The organism is Halalkalibacter oceani, from assembly GCF_023715705.1.
GTDB classification, from domain to species: domain Bacteria; phylum Bacillota; class Bacilli; order Bacillales; family Bacillaceae_D; genus Halalkalibacter; species Halalkalibacter oceani_A.
The window spans coordinates 1-406 of sequence record NZ_JAMBOS010000093.1 but is presented as its reverse complement, the minus strand read 5'-3'; the positions used below and the strand labels follow the sequence as shown (position 1 = coordinate 406).

At 55.9% G+C, this 406-nt stretch carries 1 protein-coding gene; it reads left to right on the top strand.

From position 1 onward, the window contains the following. Positions 1-107: 107 nt before the first annotated feature. Positions 108-406 (top strand): hypothetical protein (locus M3212_RS21800; protein ID WP_251195993.1); only part of this gene is annotated, 299 nt, incomplete at its 3' end.

The window sequence follows — 406 nt, the reverse complement described above, 5'->3', positions numbered from 1 at the left end:
ACTTTGACGATATCAAAGAGGGTTACGAAAGCCAGGTGGCTAATTAAACCTTTTTCCAGCCCGGGCCGCCGTCCCGGGCGCTTGCTTGTGCTGACGCCAGGTTTATTATGTCCAGTTCATTAAAATATCTGCTGCTGGTTGCCCCGGCGGCGCTGATGATCGCGATCCTGTTTTTGTATCCGCTGGGGTTTTCGCTGGTCTCGGCGTTTACCGCGCCGGGACAGCCGTTCACCCTCGATCACTTCCGCAAGGTCTATGCGCTCTACGCCAGCGATGTGCTCTTTTCGCTGCTTATCGTGCTGATCTCAGTGGCGCTGTTAGCGCTGCTCGCCATTACCCTGTCGGCAGTGATTGCGCTGTCACCCTGCCGACCCGTTGTGCGTTTGCTGGGTTTTTTGTATCGCCT